Below are 15382 nucleotides of genomic sequence, written 5' to 3' on the forward strand. Positions count from 1 at the left end.
GGGGCGCGAATAAACTGGCTGGTTGGCCCAGCCTTGTGAATTATACACCCATCAGTACCCTGTGTCAATACGCGTTTTCCTGCTTGCCAGTGAGGAAATTCGCGATTGTGCGCAGAATAATTTTGAGATCAAAGAGGAGCGACCAGTTCTCGATATAGTAGAGGTCATAGCGGGTACGTTCTTTGATGCTAGTATCACCGCGGAGACCATTGACCTGAGCCCATCCAGTGAGGCCAGCCTTCTCTTTATGGCGTCGCATATAGCGCGGGATCTCCTGGCTAAACTGTTCAACCCAGCGCGGCTGTTCGGGGCGGGGGCCAACGATGCTCATTTCGCCGATCAGCACATTGATCAACTGGGGCAACTCATCAAGGCTCGTGCGGCGCAGAAAACGGCCCACGCGGGTGACACGGGGATCATTTTCGGTTGTCCATGTGCCCAGCAACTCGGCATCGGGGCGCATCGTGCGGAACTTGATCATCCAGAAGGGCTGTTTATCCATCCCGACCCGCTCCTGGAGAAAAAAGACCGGACCTGGCGACTCGAGACGGATCGCGAGCGCAATAAGCATGAAGATCGGTGCGCCAAAGAGGAGGATAAGCGACGCCACCACCAGATCAAGGGTACGTTTCAAGATCCGGTTCCACGGATTATCAAGGGCTGCATTTTTGACACTGACGAGAGGGAGGGCACTGAGATCGCCAATCGAGAGCTCGTTATTGGTAATCAACTGAAACGTATCGGGATAGACCTTAATCGTGACCGCCTCATCCTCTGCCAGCGCAATAATTTCCATCAGATCCTGGGTGGAGCGAGCAGAAAGCGCAATAATGACCTCGTCGGCACGAGTTGCCCGCACGACTCGCCCGAGTTGAGGCGTACGACCGAGCACCGGCAGATCGAGCACCATGCTCCCAATCGGGGCACTATCCGAGACAAAGCCCTGCACCCGATAGCCTAGTTCGGGACGGTGGCGAATAATATTCCAGACGAGTTGGCCAGGATCGCGGGCACCCACAATCACGACGCGCCGAGTGTCAATCCCGTGGTGACGCAGCCAGATCACGACTGAGCGATGGAACGCCCGCAGCAACACACATGCCGCAATCGCCATCGTCCAACTCCAGGCCAGCACATCGCGGGTAAAGGGCAACTCATCAGCCCCAATCTGGGGCAAGAGCGTATTGATTACAATCGCACCGATAGCGACCAGTGAGATCGCGGTAAAGACCTTGAACGCCTCATCGACCCGTGACGCCCCACGGCGCATCTCGTAGAGGCCATTGAAGGTAAAGACCGCAAGCGCCATCAGATTAAAAAAGAGCAAGAAGCGGGCAACCACAACTGGATCAGAGGGCATAATGGCCCCCGAAGTCTCGATTGCGGGCGCAAAGAAACGATAGGTGCCAATCAACGCACCATTCAGGGCGAGCAGATCGCCAGCGATCAACATCAAAAGCAGCAACGCCCGCCAGGTGCGTGATCGCAAGTGTGGACGCACCTTAGCCGACGCGGCGTGCGGCTGGGGGGAGGAGGAGATTGCGGCCAAGTGCCATGAACTCCTTCAAACTAATACCAACTTCAATCAAGAGATTGAGTGGAGCAGCGGTCGTAGCCGCGTAATGTTTGCGATGAAAAATGCGCATCGCATCATAAAAAGCACGGATCGACGGGATGGCGCGGCGGGTACTCGAAGCCCGCTTGTAGTGATGAACGATCACCTGCGGATAATAGACAATGCGCCAACCATACGCTTTGATGCGATAACACCAGTCAAGATCCTCACCATACATAAAAAACTGTTCGTCAAGCAACCCGACCTCATCAATCACCGACGCCCGCAAGAGCATGCACGCCCCAACAACCGCATCAACCTCGGTTTCACGGGCCGGATCAAGATAGGTGAGGTTATAGCGCCCGAAACGGCGACTACGGGGAAAGAGCGCTGCCAGCCCTGACATGCGATAAAAGGAGATCGCGGGACTGGGAAAGCTGCGCCGACAGGCCAGATCAAGGCTGCCATCGGGCAAGAGCAAGCGCGGCCCGACGACCGCCACCTCAGGATGAGCGACAAGATAATCGACCAGACCATCGAGGGCACCTGCCGGCACAACCGTATCATTGTTGAGCAGCAACACATAATCAGCCGACTGCTCAGCACTGATCGCCCGTAAGGCCAGGTTATTGCCATACGAAAAGCCGCCATTAATCGGGCTGACGATCAGACGGGCCTGAGGAAAGCGGTCGCGCACGACTGCGACACTTGCATCACTGGAATGATTGTCCACCACCCAGACTGTCAGGTCGCAACGGGGAGGAGCAACATAGAGCGAAGCTAAGCAATCAGCCAGCAAGTCAGCCCGATTATAATTCAGAATGACAACCGCTAGGCGCGACATAGCTTGCTCCAGGGCAACAGGGCCAGCAATCAAAAAGCGTGTATAGTATACCATACTGGCTTTGCTCGCAACAAAGCCAGAGAGTTTGCCTCCGGCGGTGGGGTTTGGGGCCTGCGGCCCCCAAGAATCTCGCTTGTGCTGGCGAAAACGGCCAGCGAAGTTGGCCGTTTTCGCCAGCACAAGCATGGGTTTTGAGGGAACCAACTCAGGCCAGTATGCCTGGTGACACGCTGAAAGAAGAGGGTGTATGGGTTCATCGCTTGCCCGCTTGATTGTCTATGCGTGCCCGTTGGGGCCAATGGCCGAGCAGATCGCGGCGTTTTACGATGCCAGTCGTGCCCAGTTTGGGCCAAACAAGGCGCACGCTTACCCTCCACATATTACGCTGACGGGCTTTTTTCAGGATGAGGCCACGGCGCTTCCTATCTATACCAGCGCCCTCACGGCGGCCTGGACAACAGCGATGGCGCAACGACCAGATCAGCCAGTCATCGTCACGGAACTGGCCTGTACCGAGGCTTTTCACGGCCTCTTGATCGTTTCGCCGTGGCTCGAGAACCTGGCCGCCAACTTTGCGGCGCGGGCGGTGTCGCCAAGCAGACGCGAGACCATCCGGCTCAAAAGCCAGCTGCATCTGAGTCTGGCCTATGGGTTCAACGCCACCGAAGGCCCAGCACTTGGGGGCATGGCCCAGGCCATGGTCGATCCAGCAGCACCAGTGCAATGGGATCTGCGGCTGTATGAGCAAGGTGAGACGTGGAAGATACACGGACTGGCCCACGGCTTGTAATACGATGCACGTGATATCAACGAAACTGGGGCCTGTATAATAGGAATGGATCGGCTTGTTTTATGAGCCGTCCCGTTGACAACCAGTTTCGTTGCCCCTCTCAGTGAGCAGGTTATGAGCAGACAGTTCCAGATGTACCTTGGTGACTGGCTTGGACGGCGAGCGCAACTCTCGCCCGAACGTACGGCACTCTACGACGCTCAGAGTGATATGCGCCAGATCAGTTACGATGAGTGGAATGCGACCGCGACGCGTACGGCAGCTTTGCTCCGCTCGCTCGGGGTTGAACGGGGCGATCGCGTGGCCGTGCTGGCCCACAACAGCCTCGCGTTTCTCGATCTCTGGTTTGCATGTGGCAAGCTTGGGGCGATTATGCAGCCGTTGAACTGGCGCTTGACTCCGGCTGAATTGGCTGGTCTGATTGATGACGCGAACCCTTGCATTTTTGCCTATGGGCCAGAATTTGCGGCCACAACGCTCACGCTACGTACCACGGCTACGTCGGTACGCCATTGGATCGCCATCGAGGCAGCGACCGTGGCGCATGCCGCTGATGTGCCTTTGATGGCCCGCGATGAGCACCACGAACCCGTTCCGCCAATCGAGCTTGGGTTTGATGATCCGTGGGTGATCTGTTATACCGGCGGTACCACCGGGCTGCCCAAAGGGGCGATTTTGACCCACGGCAATCTGACCTTCAATGCGGTCAATACCGTGATGAGCTGGGGGCTCAATGCCGATGATACGACGATCCTGAATATGCCCCTCTTTCATACTGGTGGCCTCAATGTCTTTACCGCACCCCTGGCCATGATAGGCGGGGCTTCGATTGTCTGCAAGAGTGTTGATGTCAATCAGATCTTTGATTTGATCGGCAGTCGGCTCGTCAGCATCTTTTTTAGTGTGCCGACGATCTTTCTCGCTCTGCAACAACACGAGCGCTGGAACCAGGTTGATTTTAGCCCCTTGAAACTGGTAATCAGTGGCGGCGCACCTTGCCCGCAGCCCGTGTTTGAAGAATTCTGGCGGCGTGGGGTTGATTTCAAGACAGGCTATGGGCTCACCGAGGCTGGCCCCAATACGTTCTGGCTCCCCCCCGAAGATGTGCGGCGCAAGCCGGGTTCTGTCGGTTTTCCGCTCCTTTTCATTGACATACGCATTACCAACGAACAAGGGAGCGCATGTGAACCCGATGAGGTCGGTGAACTCTGGGTACGCGGTCCTCATGTGTGCCGTGGATACTGGGGCCGACCTGAAGAGACCGCCCGGGCCATTACGCCCGATGGGTGGCTACGGACAGGGGATCTCGCCCGCTGCGATGCCGAAGGGTACTATACCATCGTCGGGCGGCTGAAAGATGTGATTATTTCAGGGGGCGAGAATATTTATCCTGCTGAGGTCGAGAGTGTGCTCGCGGCCCATCCGGCGGTCGCCGAGACGGCCCTGGTTGCCGTACCTGACCCACACTGGGGCGAAGTCGGTTGGGCAGTGGCTGTGCCCCGGAAAGGATGTCATTTGCAGGGCCATGACTTGCTAGACTTTGCCGGAACCCGTCTCGCCCGCTATAAATTGCCCCGTCAGGTGATTATCCAGGCTGAACCGTTGCCTAAAACAGCGGCAGGCAAAGTTGATAAGCATGCGCTGCTCCGTACCTATCTACACAATGATGTGCATCAGTAAGGTGCTACCCGGTGTGTGTGTGGCAGCAATGGTTGCGTCACCAAGAGGCAACCCCCTGCTGACGTGTTCACTACGCACGCAGATGCCGGATTGAATAGAAACCCTATCTGGAAAGGTTGTCCGATGATCAAGCTCCCCACTATGCCGGGCATAACAACTCAGCAGGTCGCCACCAGTCGTCTGCTCCAACACGTCCGCCTGAGCGGCCCTGAGTCCGGCGAGCCGGTGATCTTCATTCATGGCAATGTGTCGTCCGGCACATTCTGGGAAGAGACGATGCTGGCGTTGCCCGAGGGTTTTCGCGGAATCGCCCCCGATTTGCGAGGGTACGGCGAGAGTGAGTTCAAGCCCGTCGACGCGACCCGTGGCCTCGGTGATTTTGCTGATGATGTTCTGGCCCTTGCTGATGCGCTGGGGTGTGACCGTTTCCATGTTGTTGGTCATTCGATGGGTGGCTCGGTCGCTTTCCAGGTGTTGGCGACGGCACCTGAACGCCTGCAGACGATCACGCTCGCCGCGCCTGGTTCACCGTATGGATTTGGGGGCACCAAGGATCTCGATGGGACACCATGCTGGCCTGATTTTGCCGGCTCGGGGGGTGGTCTGGTGAGTCCTGAGTTTGCTGGCCTTTTGGCAGTGCAAGACCGTGGCATTGACAATCCCCGCGCCTCGCCCCGCCTGGTGATGAATAGTTTCTATTGGAAGGTGCCGTTCCGCCCTGCCCGCGAAGAGGAACTGCTGTCGAGCATGTTCACGATTCGCGTGAAGGAAGATCACTATCCCGGCGATATGGTCAAATCAGCCAATTGGCCCGGGGTCGGGCCAGGCGTGATTGGTCCGAATAATGCGTTGTCACCCAAGTATGTGGGCGATATGGTCGAACGCATTCTCGCCGCTGACCATAAACCGCCAATCCTCTGGATCCACGGGGCCGATGATCAGATCGTAAGCGATATGAGCTTCTTTGATCTCGGGACGCTCGGCAAGATCCAGGCTGTCCCTGACTGGCCCGGCGAAGAGGCCTTTCCACCTCAGCCAATGAAGGGGCAGACGCGCCGTGTCTTGCAACGTTATATCGAAGCCGGTGGCTATTTCCACGAGATCGAATTGGCCGATTGTGGGCATAGTCCCTACCTCGAAAAGCCCAAGGCGTTTAATAACGCATTCCACGCACTCTTGCACAAGAAGTGAGCGGTGTGCGTGCCTTTGCCGTGCCAAGAGCCAGCAAGACTGGCTGTTGGCACGGCGGTTAGGGCTAACGCCCTCAAACCCGACTTGCACGCTGCCACATCACCTTATCCCAGTAAATCGGCGTACCATTGCGGATCGTTCCCCGCATGCGCGGCAAGCGACCGTCTTCGACCAGGCAAAGATCGGCACGCAGGCCGGGGGCAATGCGTCCGTGTTCGGCCATATTGAGGGCAGCAGCAGGCCCGGCAGTCACCAGGCCAATACTGGTGGGGAGATCAGTGATGCCCTCGCGGGCAAGACCAAAGGCCGCATGGATGAGCGTGCCGGGGTGATAGTCGGTCGCCAGACAATCGACAAGACCCGCGGCAACAGCTTCACGGGCACTCAGATTTCCCGAATGCGAGACGCCGCGCAGCGCATTGGGGCCACCCATCACGATCGACATGCCACGGAGGCGGGCCTCCTGGGCAGCCTCGAGTGTCACAGGAAACTCGGCGATGGTCGCGCCGAGGGTGGCGACGAGATCAACTTTCGCCGACGTATCGTCGTCGTGCGAAGCAATAGGCAGGCCCATTTCTGCGGCCAGCGCCGCAATGTCACGCGCCAGCGCCCAGCGTTCTTCCAGGCTTCCCGCCTGCGCAAGGCGTTGCCCTAATTCCTCTTCGACATGATCACGCGGAATGCGTCGCCATTGCGACATCGACGTGACATAGCGCTCGATGTTACGGTACTGCCCCTGCCCCGGCGTGTGATCCATCAGCGAGAGTAACTCGATCTGTCCGGTCTCAAGCAGATCGCCAAGCATTGGCGAAACAACCGGCGTTGAGACTTCAAAACGTGCATGCACACGTAGATCAATCAACAATTGTGGTCGCAACTGGTGAATATGTTCTGTCATCAGGCGCACGGTATCGAGGCGACGGGTATTATCGTGGCTATCATGATCCCAGAATGAGAGGGCCGCGTAGGCGGTGGTAATGCCTGCCGCAGCAAGGCGCTTGTCGAGTTCAAAGATCGCCATATCAATCGGGAAATCGGCCCCGAGACGCGGTTCGATCTCACGCTCGAGCATATCGCCGTGGATGTCGATCATGCCAGGGATGAGCGTCAACCCACGCCCCTCAACAATTGGCATAGCGCCAACAACGGCGTCACCTTCAGCAAACGCCGCGATCTGCTCGCCCTCAATCAGAAGCCAGCCACGCTCAATGACCATCGTAGGGAGGACGATACGAACATTCGTAATCAACATAGACCGCTTGCTCCTCTAGGACAATTACAGCTTTTGCCGTTTGCACACATCATTGGTCTGTAACAAAAGTTTTCTGCTCTCGGTATTGGCTTCGACAAGCTCAGCCAACGGTGGACGATGGGCGGTGCGAACGGACGGAGGCTGAGCCTGTCGAAGCTCCCGCTGGGATCAAGAAACGTAGGTTACACACTAATCATGCTACATGAAATTCTACATCGATCAATCCTGCGATATCTTCGGGGTGATGGAAGACACCGATCATCGCCACGCCGGCTGCCTTGAGGGTGCTGATCCGCGAGCGCAGCGCAGCGCGGGCGTCGGGATCAAGGGCCGCCGTTGGCTCGTCGAGCAGCAGCAAGCGCCGCGGGGCGATCATCGCACGCGCCAGGTTGATCTTCTGTTGCTCGCCCCCCGAGAAGGTGCTCGGATAGGCCTGCCAGATCGCTGCCTTGAGCCCCAGCGACCCAAGCCAATCCGCTGCTGCCTCACGCGCTTCGGCGAGGCTATGCCCCGCCACGAGCAATGGCTCAGCGACAAGGTCAAGCGCCGTCACTCGTGGACGTGGGCGCAGGAACTGGGTGACATGGCCGATTTCGGTTCGACGCAAGAGGGCAATGTCGACATCAGCGGCCGAGGCGAGATCAATTGTTCCGTCAGCCGTCGCGTAGATCGCCCGCCCGCCATCAGGGAGATAGGTGCGGTAGAGGCAACGCAAAAGCGACGATTTGCCGGCCCCGTTCGGCCCACGGATCAGCAACAGACTGCCCGCTTCAAGCGTAAAGCTAACGCCTTGAAAGGCTGGAATGGTGCGGCCCAGGGCATGAATGACAAAGTTCTTGCTCAAATCTTCAACTTGAAGAAGCGGCATACGTTCAGCCTCCGGCTGGGAGTGTGAGACCTACGGCCTCTATGGAAAAAGGTTGCGTGCAGCATGGGCTTTTAGGGCGGCAGCCCTCGATCAGAGACGGGCCGAGACGAGTTGCTGAGTGTAGGGATGTTGGGGGTCATCAAGAATCTGATCGGTCAGGCCGCATTCGACAACTGCACCATGGCGCATGACGAGTACCCGGTCGGCCAGGGTACGAATGACGCCCAGGTCGTGCGAGACGATGAGCGTGGTGATCTGGCGCTCACGCCTCAGGCGGAGCAGGGTGTCAAGGACGAGGGCCTGAATCGAGACATCGAGGCCGGTGGTTGGCTCGTCAAGCAGCAGCAAGGCTGGCCGCAGCGCAATGGCTTTAGCGAGTTGCACCCGCTGTTGCATCCCGCCCGAGAGCACCGCTGGCGGGTCGTCAATGCGATCAGCCGGAAATTCGGAACTTGCCAACGCGTCGCTTGCAGCCCGCCGCAGCGTCGCAAAACGACGCTCGCCCGCCATGATGAGCCGTTCGGCCACATTGCCGCCACTGGTCGCCTGCATCCGCAAGCCCATATGCGGCTGCTGGTAGACAATGCCAATCTGCTGGATGCGCAGTTGCCGCTGATGAAAGCGATCGAGCGCAAAGAGGTTCTGCTCCGTGAACCCTGGGACAGCCAGGTGGTACGTGCCTGCGTCGGCGGCCTCTTCCAGGTTGAGCATCCGCAAGACGGTCGATTTGCCCGAGCCCGACTCACCGACAATGCCCACTGTTTCGCCAGGGTAGAGTTCGAGGTTCACGCCCTGCACCGCAACAATGCGCCCATAGCGCTTGCTCAGGCCGCGTAGTTCCAGCAGGGGTGCCTGGCGAACCAGGCGCGGCGGGAGCAGGCGCCGCTGGTGTGGCTGCGGTTGAGGCATCACAGGCTCGACATTTATTCCTGACTTACTCTTCACGGATGTTTACCCTTTAGGGCGGGAAGCCCGGCAGTTTGAGCGCCGGGAGGAACGCCCCTGCTTGATCGGCTTTAGCCCACGAGGTTGCATCAAGCCGTTGTTTCTTGTACAATACGAACAGATGTGCAAAGGCACTCTACCGGACACCGTAGAGCACCGGCTGGCACTTCAACAACTGAGCCTTCGGGGGTTCCGACAGGCAGTCCTCTGCCGGGTAAAAGGTTCAAGGGTCGTGCGTCCATCGAAGCGGGCCTCGGTCGTTTCAGGGCTGCGGTCATTCAGCCTATGGTCTCGGATGCCGACCTTCGGGTTGGTAGCGCCAGGGACAAGCCAAACCGTTATGGTTTTGCAGTAAATGATCCGCTATCCGCCCGATGCCGTGGGGCTAAAGCCCTCGGCTAGGGGAAGCGAAGCCCGCCTGCGCGGGCTATACCGGATTAATTTCTGGAAGACCATTACGGTTGGGTAGATGACGGATGACCCCTGGCTGATAAAAATGGCCCTCATCATCAAAATAGGTCGCGCCAAGGGTGGCTGCGTCGCCGCGTGCGCGACGTAGCAATTTGGCGGCATACCCAGTGTCCGAAAGCCGGAACTGGGAACCACCTTCAGCAACTGGTAGTTCATCCATAAATTTGTTGCGTGCCCCGGTAAGCATACAGATTCGTCCGGCCATGTTCTCGACCTGAAAAAAGACATCTTCAAATTCAATCGGGCGCACGTCGGTATACGGTGGCACCGCATAGAGCCGCTTTTCACGCCCTGCCGAGAGCAGCGTGAGATGGGCGGCCTGGTGCAACGCAGGCGTATCCCAGCGTGGAATGGGGCTGGGGCTCATCAGATAGCGCCCGTGGACAAGAACAGGGTAGCTGGCACCCTGCATAAACCGTCCGAAGCGCACCAGTTGTTCATAGAGCGTCAGCCACATCTGGGCATAATCGGCATCGGCGTGCATCTCGCGGGCACGTGAACTATCGGGTTGCACCTGGCGCAGGGGTTCTGGATCGGGTACCTGCAAGACAAGCACCTGCCCCTCGCGCAGACGTTCCTCGGGCACGCGATGGCGGCTCTGGATGACCGTGGCGGCCAGGGTATCGGTTGTGGTGGCGACACCCGTCATGCGGGCAATGAAGCGGCGCAGGTTAGCCGCGTTGACCGAGTCGTCGGCACCCTGGTCGATCACCTTGAGCGTATCAACCGGACTCACGATGCTCAGCGTAACCTGGAGGCCGCCGGTGCCCCACCCGCGGGCAATCGGCAACTCGCGGCTGGCATAGGGCACCTGGAAGCCGGGAATGGCAATGGCTTTGAGCATGCGCCGACGCAATTCACGCTTCGCGAACGCATCCAAGAAACCGTAGCTGAAATCCTGACGAGGATGGGCAAGCGAGGCAAGGCTCATTGCACGTCTCCTGGCTCTGTGGGTGCGTCGGTGGCCGTTGCGCGGGCGTCACGAAGGGCATCGAGGCCACTCTGGAATGTGACATAGTGAGGGAGTTTGTAGTGAATGCAAAAACCAGACGCTTCGACGGGTTCAGTATGGTAGAGCACAAACTCTTCGCTATGGGCCGGATGGGGCTGCGGGGCATCCATCTCGAGATCGAGCATCGCCCCGGCGATGCATTTGACCTCATTCCAGCCCAGGGTTGCCGTGTACCCGAGGCGCAATTCGGTGGCCTGCGTATTGACGACCTCGCACTGGCTGACCCGCACCCGCCCGATGCTAAAGGGTTCGCCGGTGACGGGATGGCGCAACCGCACATCGGCATAGGCCAGACGCAACTCGTTGACGGTCGGGTGGGCGAGGCCATAGCCACGCATACTGGCATAGCCAAGTGCCAGCACGCCCCCCGTATCGGCGCGTGCCAGGGCTTGCAGACGATGGGCACGAGGGGCCGGAAAATCGGCCGGCTCGCGGGTCAGATCAGGTAAAGAGGCCGGATCGGTGGGCAGAACTTCAGGCACTGCCGCAAGCAAACCTTCGCTACGCTGCCAGTCAGCGACCGCCAGCGGCGATGGATCGTACGAGGGAGGAACCTCGCCCGCTGGTGCATCAGATGACACGGTAGCCGCAGGAGGTGCGGGCGCACTGCGATCCTGATTGTCCTGATCGAGCAGATCAAGTCGCAGCAAGCGATGGCTATAATCAAGACTCGGCCCGAGGATCTGCCCCCCTGGGATATCCTTGAATGAGGCCGAAATGCGGCGCACCGTCAGCAACTCAGTCTGCGTCACCGGCTCGGCATAGGCAAGGCGGGGTTGCGTCGAACGATAGGCCCGCAAGAGTAACACCGCCTCGTAGAGATCGCCACCCGTTTGGGCGAGCGCAAGTGCAGCCAATTCAGGCGCATAGAGGGAACCTTCGCCCATCACGCGATCAACAAGATACGGCAGGCTCGCTTCGATCATCCGCACCGTCGCGAGGCTCAACGGAGCGTTGAGCAACTGATGCAACTGCTCGGATTGAAGGATCGCCGCCTCGCCGCCGCGTGCTGCCACATACGCCATCAACCCACCTCCACCCTGGTCGTCCGTGGCAGGCCAATGACCTGATCGCCATCCACGAGATAGAGATCCCAGCCAAGCGGATAGACAGCCACCGTCGCACGGGCACGCCAAAGTGCGTCAGGCAACCGAGCAACCGTGATCGTCAATGGCTGGGCAAGACCGGGGCCACTGAGGTGCAACGGCGTTCCATGCGCAAAACCACAGCCGAGCACCAGGGTTGCCCCACGATCCGGCTCGGCGTAGGTACCAAGCGGTGCCGTCACGAGCAGATCAAGCTCGGCGAGCGTGAGTTGAGGATAAAATTGGTAGGGTGCGTGGATCGGCGGAAGTGGACGTCCGCCGGTTGCGGCGAGAGCAGGCACAAGATCGTCATAGGGCGTAAAAAAACCGGTCTCGAGATCAAGCAACGTCTCACCGATGGCAACAAAGGCGGCCAGGCCAGCGGCGGGGAGGCGCTGAGGGCGTCCAGGGTAACTGAACGCCCACATCAACGCCGTAAAGGTCGCGTGCTGACGGAGTTCGGCGGGAGTCATGTGCGGCATAGACATCAAAACGTCTCCAGATCAACCCTCGTTTGCCCAACCGCACGCATCAAAGCTTCATCGGTCTCCGCCAGATCAGCAGCCTGGGTGCGGGCAAAATCGGCGATGGCAGGGCCAGCGATCCCGGCACGATGGGCGGCATCGATAAGTGCAAGGGCAAGCGCCTGTTCAAGATCGCGCCCAAGACAGGCTGCATACCCTTCAACCCTAGCGACACGGACATGAGCCTCGGCCAACAAAATCTCGCCCAGATAAAAACTGCTCTCCTGGGCCGTTTCACGAAATGGCAACATCGCCAATCCTGTTCGGTTGCGCAACACCTCTACCGGCTCAAGGCGCGGCAGCAGATCCTCCGCAAAGCGCTTGACCGCATCCGCAGGGGAGCGGGTCAAGATATCCAATAGCTCGTGTGCTTGCATCAGCATAGCCTACTGCATTGAGATTAAGCCGGCGTTAACTTCGTGAAAAGATTACGTAAAAGAAGCCCGGACAGGTTCAACACGCAAAACCGCACCTCGTCAGATAGGCCATCCCACGGGGGATGTGCGCATGATCTTCGAGTTCAAGCAACAGACGTGGCTGATGGGACAAGGTTTGCAGGGCGGTAAAAAAGGCATACCAGTTGATCGCGCCATCACCGGGCGCCCAATGACGGTCAAGGTGCCCATCGGTATCCTGAAGATGCACATGCGCAAGCAGATCGCCGGCTTCGCGCACCCACTGATCAGGGGTAGGGCCACCGATTTGCTGCATCATGCACACATGGCCTACATCAATGCTGAGCCGTACGAGAGGCGTATCGAACGAACGCACCAGATCAAGCAGGGGGGCCACACTGCCATCGGCAATCGTCTCGATCACCAGCATGCAATCAAGCGCCTCGGCCTGGGGCAACAGTGGCTCGATGACCGCATGGGCCTCTTTGATTGTCCACTCACGACGCGCAAACGGGGTAAAGACGTGGGCCGGGGTGCCAAAGCAGAGAAAGGGACTATGCAGCACCATATGGGTCGCGCCAACCGCCTCGGCAAACGCGAGGCCCTGGCGCAGCCGTTCGATGACCACCTGGCGCACCTTTGGATCGTAGGGGGCCAGATCGAGGCCAAGAAACGGCCCGTGGATGCCCAGACGCCCGGTATAGCCACGAAGCATCTCGCGAGCATGGCGAGCGGCGGTGCGCCAATCACCATCAAGGACTTCGGGCGCAATCGGATCCTGGATTTCAAGATCACGCGGCCCATCGAGCAACCAGTCGCGATAGACTTCAAGGTCTTTGATCTGTAAGGCCGCCCCCATCAGCGGCACCGTTTGCTGGATCATCGTTTACTCCTTTGCAGCAGCGGCAAACCCACGGGAGAGATCGGCCTGAATATCAACCGCATCCTCAATACCAACCGAGAGGCGCAGCAAACCGTCACCAATGCCAAGGGCATGGCGGCGCTCAACCGAGAGCGAGCGATGGGAAGAGCAGGCCGGATAGAGAATCTGACTGGCGACACCGCCGAGCGTCGTGACAGGCAAGATCATCTGCAGGGCATCGAGGAAGCGCAGCACAGCGGCTTCGTTGGCCTGCACCAGATCAAACGCAACCATCCCGCCTGCACCGTTCGGCAACAGTTGGCGCATCAGGTGATGCTGGGGATGTGACGACAAGCCAGGATAGTAGACCTGGGCCACGCCGGGTTGCTCGACAAGCCAGTTGGCAACCTCGACGGCATTGCGGCAATGCTCACGCATGCGCAGGGGCAGCGTGCGCAAGCCACGCAACGCAAGATAGGCGGCATGCGGATCGAGCAGGCCGCCAGTCAGGATCGTCAGATTGCGCAACTCGGTGACATACGACTCGCCAGCCAGCACAATGCCACCAAGCACATCATCGTGACCAGCAAGATACTTGGTCAAACTATGCAACACAATATCGGCCCCCAGTTCGAGTGGCCGCAACAGATACGGCGTCGCAAAGGTCGCATCAACCACCAATTGCACATCGTGTTCGTGACAGAGCCGAGCCGCTGCCGAAACATCACAGAGGCGGAGCAACGGATTCGAGATCGGCTCGAGGATCAGCGCCCGGGGACGATGCTCGGCCAGCGCCGCCGCGAGGGTGGCGCGGTTCGTTGCGTCGACAAAAACCGGACAGACCCCCATGCGGCGCATGATCGTATCAACCAGGGCAAACGTCGCACCATACGAGTCCTGGGCCACCAGCAGCGTATCGCCGGCCTGTAACCCGGTGAGCAACAGGGCGAGATGGACGGCAGCCATACCCGAAGCACACGCACGCGCCACCGCTGCCCCTTCCATCTGGCAAAGCGCCATTTCAAGCGCAGCATTGGTCGGGCTACCATAGCGCGAATACGAAAAGCCTGGCGCGTCGCCCCCGAGCATCGCGTGGAGGGTCGCAGCATCAGAGGCCCGGTAACTCACCGCCAAGTCAATACCGGGAACAGAGGGAATCGAAGGATTGCCTTCTTCGGGACGGCCAGCGTGGACTGCGATGGTAAAGAGACTCTCAGACATAACAGGCTCCTGATGACTACAACGCGTACGTATACTGATACTGACTCACGTACGCTTCCTGGGGCTACGCCCCTACACGCATGAACAGTTAGGACTGCCGCCCTCAAAACCCGTGCTTGTGCTGGTGAAAACGGCCAACGAAGCTGGCCGTTTTCACCAGCACAAGCGAGCTTCAGAGAAGCGTAGCGGATGCAGGGCAGCGATCAATCAAAAAGATGGATATCGAGCTGGACATGCGCACTCTGCGTTGGATCAAGCGAACCGAAGATGACCTCGGCCAGCAACGTAGGGTGAGGTGCCGTAGCAAGCGCAAAGAGATGAGTAGAGCAGGGGCTATCACTGGCACCAAACCCCGGCACAGGCATTGTAACACCAGAAACAGATGCAAGCGCACGACACCAGGCATGCTCCATCCGCCCGGTGCCAGTCAACGTCCAGGCAGCGCGGAGGTGTGCTTGCGCCCGGAGATAATCAATATGCCAGTGCAGGCGAGGTTTGTGGGCGTTCGCGTGATGCTTGAGGCGCGCCGCCAACCCACCCGAACCAAAGGCACTGCCCACATAGAGGTAAAACCCCGGGGCAAACGCAAAAGAACCCAGACGCCCAATCTGAAGTTGAGTGAGCGTCTGGTCAAGTTGGAGTACCAGGATATAGGTACCCTTCATTGGTAGGGGTGGAAGCGGTATA

Annotated in this window: 15 protein-coding genes; 3 read left to right on the forward strand and 12 right to left on the reverse strand. The window is 58.9% G+C overall.

The features are described from left to right. Positions 1–64: 64 nt before the first annotated feature. The gene (locus A9Q02_RS08365) at positions 65–1489 is read right to left on the reverse strand and encodes an undecaprenyl-phosphate glucose phosphotransferase (protein ID WP_245860461.1); all 1425 of its coding nucleotides are present in this window, start codon (positions 1487–1489) and stop codon (positions 65–67) included. Between the two features lie 13 nt (positions 1490–1502). Further along, the gene (locus tag A9Q02_RS08370) at positions 1503–2453 is read right to left on the reverse strand and encodes a glycosyltransferase family 2 protein (RefSeq protein ID WP_483862428.1); all 951 of its coding nucleotides are present in this window, start codon (positions 2451–2453) and stop codon (positions 1503–1505) included. Positions 2454–2646: 193 nt separating this feature from the next. On the opposite strand from A9Q02_RS08370, the gene A9Q02_RS08375 reads away from it, so the two are divergent. The 3 genes from A9Q02_RS08375 (at position 2647) to A9Q02_RS08385 (ending at position 6060) form a co-directional block, all read left to right on the forward strand. Further along, a complete protein-coding gene (locus A9Q02_RS08375; RefSeq protein WP_097651900.1) occupies positions 2647–3189 on the forward strand; it encodes a hypothetical protein in 543 nt (180 codons plus the stop codon). Positions 3190–3303: 114 nt separating this feature from the next. Beyond that, positions 3304–4869 carry an acyl-CoA synthetase gene (locus A9Q02_RS08380; protein WP_245860462.1) on the forward strand — a complete coding sequence of 522 codons (1566 nt, stop codon included), beginning with the start codon at positions 3304–3306 and terminating at the stop codon, positions 4867–4869. 123 nt (positions 4870–4992) lie between these two features. Then, the gene (locus A9Q02_RS08385) at positions 4993–6060 is read left to right on the forward strand and encodes an alpha/beta hydrolase (protein ID WP_097651902.1); all 1068 of its coding nucleotides are present in this window, start codon (positions 4993–4995) and stop codon (positions 6058–6060) included. Positions 6061–6133: 73 nt separating this feature from the next. Here the strand turns inward: A9Q02_RS08385 and A9Q02_RS08390 are convergent, their stop codons facing one another. The 10 genes from A9Q02_RS08390 to A9Q02_RS08435 form a co-directional block, all read right to left on the reverse strand. Further along, complete coding sequence (locus A9Q02_RS08390; RefSeq protein WP_097651903.1) at positions 6134–7312, reverse strand: alpha-D-ribose 1-methylphosphonate 5-triphosphate diphosphatase; 1179 nt, start codon at positions 7310–7312, stop codon at positions 6134–6136. A 193-nt stretch (positions 7313–7505) separates the two neighbouring features. Continuing rightward, complete coding sequence (locus A9Q02_RS08395) at positions 7506–8180, reverse strand: phosphonate C-P lyase system protein PhnL (protein WP_097651904.1); 675 nt, start codon at positions 8178–8180, stop codon at positions 7506–7508. Positions 8181–8270: 90 nt separating this feature from the next. Then, positions 8271–9089 carry an ATP-binding cassette domain-containing protein gene (locus A9Q02_RS08400; protein ID WP_097651905.1) on the reverse strand — a complete coding sequence of 273 codons (819 nt, stop codon included), beginning with the start codon at positions 9087–9089 and terminating at the stop codon, positions 8271–8273. 463 nt (positions 9090–9552) lie between these two features. Further along, complete coding sequence (locus A9Q02_RS08405) at positions 9553–10527, reverse strand: alpha-D-ribose 1-methylphosphonate 5-phosphate C-P-lyase PhnJ (RefSeq protein WP_097651906.1); 975 nt, start codon at positions 10525–10527, stop codon at positions 9553–9555. Beyond that, a complete protein-coding gene (locus tag A9Q02_RS08410) occupies positions 10524–11633 on the reverse strand; it encodes a carbon-phosphorus lyase complex subunit PhnI (RefSeq protein WP_097651907.1) in 1110 nt (369 codons plus the stop codon). Before A9Q02_RS08410 ends, A9Q02_RS08405 begins: the two co-directional genes overlap by 4 nt. Then, positions 11633–12181, reverse strand: a complete 549-nt coding sequence (phnH, locus tag A9Q02_RS08415; protein ID WP_097651908.1) for a phosphonate C-P lyase system protein PhnH — start codon at positions 12179–12181, stop codon at positions 11633–11635. The genes A9Q02_RS08410 and phnH overlap by 1 nt, the downstream gene beginning before the upstream one ends. Continuing rightward, on the reverse strand, positions 12181–12600 hold the full coding sequence (locus A9Q02_RS08420) for a phosphonate C-P lyase system protein PhnG (RefSeq protein WP_097651909.1): 420 nt from the start codon (positions 12598–12600) through the stop codon (positions 12181–12183). Before A9Q02_RS08420 ends, phnH begins: the two co-directional genes overlap by 1 nt. Positions 12601–12670: 70 nt before the next feature. Next, on the reverse strand, positions 12671–13495 hold the full coding sequence (locus A9Q02_RS08425) for a sugar phosphate isomerase/epimerase family protein (RefSeq protein WP_216361473.1): 825 nt from the start codon (positions 13493–13495) through the stop codon (positions 12671–12673). Between the two features lie 3 nt (positions 13496–13498). Further along, a complete protein-coding gene (locus A9Q02_RS08430) occupies positions 13499–14695 on the reverse strand; it encodes a trans-sulfuration enzyme family protein (protein WP_097651910.1) in 1197 nt (398 codons plus the stop codon). A gap of 203 nt (positions 14696–14898) precedes the next feature. Then, positions 14899–15360: a GIY-YIG nuclease family protein gene (locus A9Q02_RS08435; RefSeq protein ID WP_097651911.1), complete on the reverse strand. Its 462-nt coding sequence runs from the start codon at positions 15358–15360 to the stop codon at positions 14899–14901. Positions 15361–15382: the final 22 nt, after the last annotated feature.

The organism is Candidatus Chloroploca asiatica (genome assembly GCF_002532075.1).
Classification (GTDB): domain Bacteria; phylum Chloroflexota; class Chloroflexia; order Chloroflexales; family Chloroflexaceae; genus Chloroploca; species Chloroploca asiatica.

Excerpts from the sequence above, each read along its gene's own strand:
- A9Q02_RS08370 (WP_483862428.1), bottom strand. The coding sequence starts at position 2,453 with ATGGTATACTATACACGCTTTTTGATTGCTGGCCCTGTTGCCCTGGAG.
- A9Q02_RS08375 (WP_097651900.1), top strand. The coding sequence starts at position 2,647 with ATGGGTTCATCGCTTGCCCGCTTGATTGTCTATGCGTGCCCGTTGGGG.
- A9Q02_RS08380 (WP_245860462.1), top strand. The coding sequence starts at position 3,304 with ATGAGCAGACAGTTCCAGATGTACCTTGGTGACTGGCTTGGACGGCGA.
- A9Q02_RS08385 (WP_097651902.1), top strand. The coding sequence starts at position 4,993 with ATGATCAAGCTCCCCACTATGCCGGGCATAACAACTCAGCAGGTCGCC.
- A9Q02_RS08390 (WP_097651903.1), bottom strand. The coding sequence starts at position 7,312 with ATGTTGATTACGAATGTTCGTATCGTCCTCCCTACGATGGTCATTGAG.
- A9Q02_RS08395 (WP_097651904.1), bottom strand. The coding sequence starts at position 8,180 with ATGCCGCTTCTTCAAGTTGAAGATTTGAGCAAGAACTTTGTCATTCAT.
- A9Q02_RS08400 (WP_097651905.1), bottom strand. The coding sequence starts at position 9,089 with ATGCCTCAACCGCAGCCACACCAGCGGCGCCTGCTCCCGCCGCGCCTG.
- A9Q02_RS08405 (WP_097651906.1), bottom strand. The coding sequence starts at position 10,527 with ATGAGCCTTGCCTCGCTTGCCCATCCTCGTCAGGATTTCAGCTACGGT.
- A9Q02_RS08410 (WP_097651907.1), bottom strand. The coding sequence starts at position 11,633 with ATGGCGTATGTGGCAGCACGCGGCGGCGAGGCGGCGATCCTTCAATCC.
- phnH (WP_097651908.1), bottom strand. The coding sequence starts at position 12,181 with ATGTCTATGCCGCACATGACTCCCGCCGAACTCCGTCAGCACGCGACC.
- A9Q02_RS08420 (WP_097651909.1), bottom strand. The coding sequence starts at position 12,600 with ATGCTGATGCAAGCACACGAGCTATTGGATATCTTGACCCGCTCCCCT.
- A9Q02_RS08425 (WP_216361473.1), bottom strand. The coding sequence starts at position 13,495 with ATGATCCAGCAAACGGTGCCGCTGATGGGGGCGGCCTTACAGATCAAA.
- A9Q02_RS08430 (WP_097651910.1), bottom strand. The coding sequence starts at position 14,695 with ATGTCTGAGAGTCTCTTTACCATCGCAGTCCACGCTGGCCGTCCCGAA.
- A9Q02_RS08435 (WP_097651911.1), bottom strand. The coding sequence starts at position 15,360 with ATGAAGGGTACCTATATCCTGGTACTCCAACTTGACCAGACGCTCACT.